Raw genomic sequence first — 317 nt, 5'->3', positions numbered from 1 at the left:
CAGGTGAAGCTCTTTTATTCTGAACTTGATGAAGTGAGCATAGAAATTTCCGAAGATCTTTTTAGCATTTTGGAGTATGTAAGACTGGGGGTGAATGACAGGTTCAGGTATTATCCTCTTGAGGAAGTGAAGATCTTTTTTAAAGACAACGCCACTTATGAGATCAAGACCAATGTGCTTTTCGAGCCTCCGCAATATGAAAAGAAGACGCTGTTCCATATCTATAATGCCAATCAGGCACTCATGAATAAGCTGAAGAACGGGCTTAAACTCACTCCCGCCGAAGAAAAAGACCTGTTCAATTTGCCGGCTACCTA

Annotated in this window: 1 protein-coding gene; it reads left to right on the top strand. The window is 41.3% G+C overall.

Annotation, left to right across the window (positions count from 1 at the left end):
• Nucleotides 1-317 (top strand): DUF5929 domain-containing protein (locus tag HC175_RS22315; protein ID WP_235942733.1); only part of this gene is annotated, 317 nt, incomplete at both ends.

The organism is Salinimicrobium oceani (assembly GCF_012037645.1).
Note: the sequence above shows the minus strand (reverse complement) of the source record. Positions and strands in the feature narration are given on the sequence as shown.